This is a genomic window from Vibrio sagamiensis NBRC 104589 (assembly GCF_007990935.1).
GTDB classification, from domain to species: Bacteria; Pseudomonadota; Gammaproteobacteria; order Enterobacterales; family Vibrionaceae; genus Vibrio; species Vibrio sagamiensis.
Window position 1 is genome coordinate 1 of the sequence record NZ_BJXJ01000093.1, and the last position, 2,890, is coordinate 2,890.

Annotated in this window: 4 protein-coding genes; 2 read left to right on the top strand and 2 right to left on the bottom strand. The window is 39.9% G+C overall.

Annotated features, from left to right (window positions below):
* Positions 1-197: hypothetical protein (locus VSA01S_RS20230; RefSeq protein WP_222593939.1), on the top strand; the 197-nt coding region annotated here is incomplete at its 5' end.
* Here VSA01S_RS20230 and VSA01S_RS19400 read toward each other — a convergent pair.
* Together VSA01S_RS19400 and VSA01S_RS19405 are read right to left on the bottom strand one after the other, a co-directional pair.
* Positions 174-518 carry a hypothetical protein gene (locus VSA01S_RS19400; RefSeq protein WP_039983128.1) on the bottom strand — a complete coding sequence of 115 codons (345 nt, stop codon included), beginning with the start codon at positions 516-518 and terminating at the stop codon, positions 174-176. The genes VSA01S_RS20230 and VSA01S_RS19400 overlap by 24 nt on opposite strands.
* A 351-nt stretch (positions 519-869) precedes the next feature.
* Positions 870-1,748, bottom strand: a complete 879-nt coding sequence (locus tag VSA01S_RS19405; RefSeq protein WP_039983127.1) for a LysR family transcriptional regulator — start codon at positions 1,746-1,748, stop codon at positions 870-872.
* A gap of 92 nt (positions 1,749-1,840) precedes the next feature.
* On the opposite strand from VSA01S_RS19405, the gene VSA01S_RS19410 reads away from it, so the two are divergent.
* Positions 1,841-2,803 carry a nitrilase family protein gene (locus VSA01S_RS19410; protein ID WP_174302260.1) on the top strand — a complete coding sequence of 321 codons (963 nt, stop codon included), beginning with the start codon at positions 1,841-1,843 and terminating at the stop codon, positions 2,801-2,803.
* Positions 2,804-2,890: the final 87 nt, after the last annotated feature.

Here is a 2,890-nt window from a genome sequence, read left to right on the forward strand (position 1 = left end):
TGAAAAGAGGTGCTCAGATGGGTACCTCAGACACATCTTCGATTTTTGCAACAAGCCCCTATTTAGCTAGCGTTCGCTCTTTAGCTGAATTAGGCAACAAAGCCCTTCTAGCACCCCAACGTTGGGTGCTTTTGTATACTCGTATTCATCATTTGAAAAGTGATGGATCTGCGTCAGAATTTCAAGTTCCTGCCTAGAACTGCGAAAGCTTGTATATAGGCACCATCTCTTAATAGTGTTTCGATACTACTGATTCCAATAGAGAAACTAGAAATCATAGACTCAATACCGTCCCCTCTATGTACTTCTAGGATTATATTCTCGGCACCAGAAAGGGTAAGATCAGTACCGTCGATTCTTTCAACCATAAGCTCGTATCTATTACAAATGTGACTCAACAACACATCAAACACGGACTCTAGTTGCGTTTTCTTGCCACATAAGCTTGAGAGAGCTTCATCAGTCTGCACTGCACACTTTTCCTTTTTTTCCTGACAAACTATCTCATAATTTCCCATACTGAGTGCTCCTGTAAGTATTTATTAGCCGTGAAAGACTCGGGGTAGCTAACACTTGTTAACCGACAAATTGTCGACTTTCACTTCTTCACAATGCATTCTTAGTCACATTTTTTTCAATTAACAATCAATAATTTAGACCAAGTTAAGGGATGCTACACTGCAAAATATCGACTAATAACACGAAGGCTAATTTGTCAATTCAATCAGATAAGTTTGACTAGGGGTAAACTCAGGTTAACAAGAGCTGAATGATTAAAAGGTCTAACGTATAAAGGGGCAAAGACGTGTTTGCCGAGATTGGTGTTAGCACGTCTTTGGACATGAATGAGTTAGAGTAGATACATAGAATCAACGATGTTCAATTTGTATTTTCTCAACAAATTGAATGAAATTATCTTTTGTAAAGCTCTCTAAGTGCTCATTCCAAATTAGACCTACATCCCATGAGCTGTTTTCCCCTGACAGTTCCCAAAAAGCGACATGCTCATTCGCAATATGCTTTACACTTGCAGGAACAATAGTGAAACCCAAATTTGCGGAGACTAGTGCCAACAATGTTTGAATATCATCAGCCTCTTGAACTTCATTCAGTTTTTTCTCATGCTCCTCTAATAGCATGTTTATTTGATGGCTAAGGCCCATACCTCGTTTAGGATTAAGCTGTAAATAATCAATTGAATCTAATGAAAACCACAATTTGTTTTTGTCTATAATTTGGCTTCTATGCGTCGCAAGCACTAAGTGATCTGTACAGAGCTTTACGCCCTTCAGCGGGGCTACAGCTGGTAGTCGACTAAAACTGAGATGAAGATCCCCTTGAAGTAATAATTCTGATTGTTTTTGAGATGGTATATCGTTCAGCGTAATGTGGATCTCTGGGTAGTGTTTTTTAAACTTAGCTATGTAATCTGGTGCAAGATGGTAAGAAGATATACCAAAACCTATATTGAGGTTTCCTGCAATGCCCTTGGCAACTCGTTGGGTTAGACATTTATAAGATTCAAAACTTGAAACAATTCTCTGCGCTTCAGGTAAAAGAGCAACTCCTGCCGCCGTCAAACTGGCTCCATGTCTTCCTCTTTCAAATAAAACCACGCTACAAAAAGCCTCAAGACGTTGAATCTTTTTAGTTAAAGCTGACTGAGTAATGTGTAAGTGCTCTGAAGCTACTCGATAATTACCATCTTCCGCTAATTGACAGAATGTGTGTAAATCATCCAAATCCATTCCATGTGCTCATTGTTAATGGGAAATTTATTCATTATAAGGAATCGAATGAGTTTTTTAAAATGACGGATATTCATTGAGAAAAAGGAACAATCATGAAAGATATCCGTGTTGCCACTGTTCAATTTAACCACCATGCGAACGATAAAAATTACAACTTATCGATCATTCAAAGTTATGTAGAAATGGCTGCTAAAGAAGGAGTAAAAATCATTGCCTTCCCTGAAATGTGTGTTACTGGTTACTGGCATGTTTCAACACTGCAAAAGTCAGAGATCGAGGAGTTGTCGGAGTTCATCCCGCAAGGAGAAACTTCTCAACGCTTGCTAGAAATGTCTGAAAAATATCAACTCAGTATCGGCGCAGGTTTAATTGAAAAGGATAAGGACGGAAGTCTTTACAATTCTTATGTAATGGCAATGCCTGATGGTCAGATAGCCAAACACAGAAAGCTGCATACGTTTGTCAGCGAACACATGAGAAGTGGTAATGAATACACTGTATTTGATACGCCGCATGGATGCCGTGTAGGTATCCTGATTTGCTGGGATAATAATTTAGTTGAGAATGTTCGAATAACAGCATTAAAGGGAGCTGATATTCTAGTTGCGCCTCATCAAACAGGCGGCACGAACTCTCGCAGCCCTAATGCGATGGGGGTGATTGATCCCCAACTTTGGCATAATCGTAAACAAGACCCAGAGTCGATTCGTTCTGAAATGCAAGGTTCTAAAGGAAGAAAGTGGCTAATGCGCTGGCTACCCGCGCGTGCCCATGACAATGGTATGTTCCTGATCTTTAGTAACGGTGTTGGGGTTGATATGGATGAAGTTAGAACGGGTAATGCGTTGATACTCAATCCCTATGGCGAAATTATCGCTGAAACGGACTGCGTCGATAATGATATGGTTATTGCCGATCTCAATGCGAAAGATCTAAATATGTGTACAGGCAGACGCTGGATCAGAGGTCGTAGACCTAATCTCTACGCTTCCTTAACGATGGAAGGGAATGAATTAACGCCTTATCAAGCAAGATTCTCGACGCAAAAATAGATGGTGTAACTTATTGAACAGTCGCCAACGAATAATAGTTGGCGATTGTATTGTTTAATAAAGAGCCCCTAACAAACTTTGATGCAT

Excerpts from the sequence above, each read along its gene's own strand:
- VSA01S_RS19405 (WP_039983127.1), bottom strand. The coding sequence starts at position 1,748 with ATGGATTTGGATGATTTACACACATTCTGTCAATTAGCGGAAGATGGT.
- VSA01S_RS19400 (WP_039983128.1), bottom strand. The coding sequence starts at position 518 with ATGGGAAATTATGAGATAGTTTGTCAGGAAAAAAAGGAAAAGTGTGCA.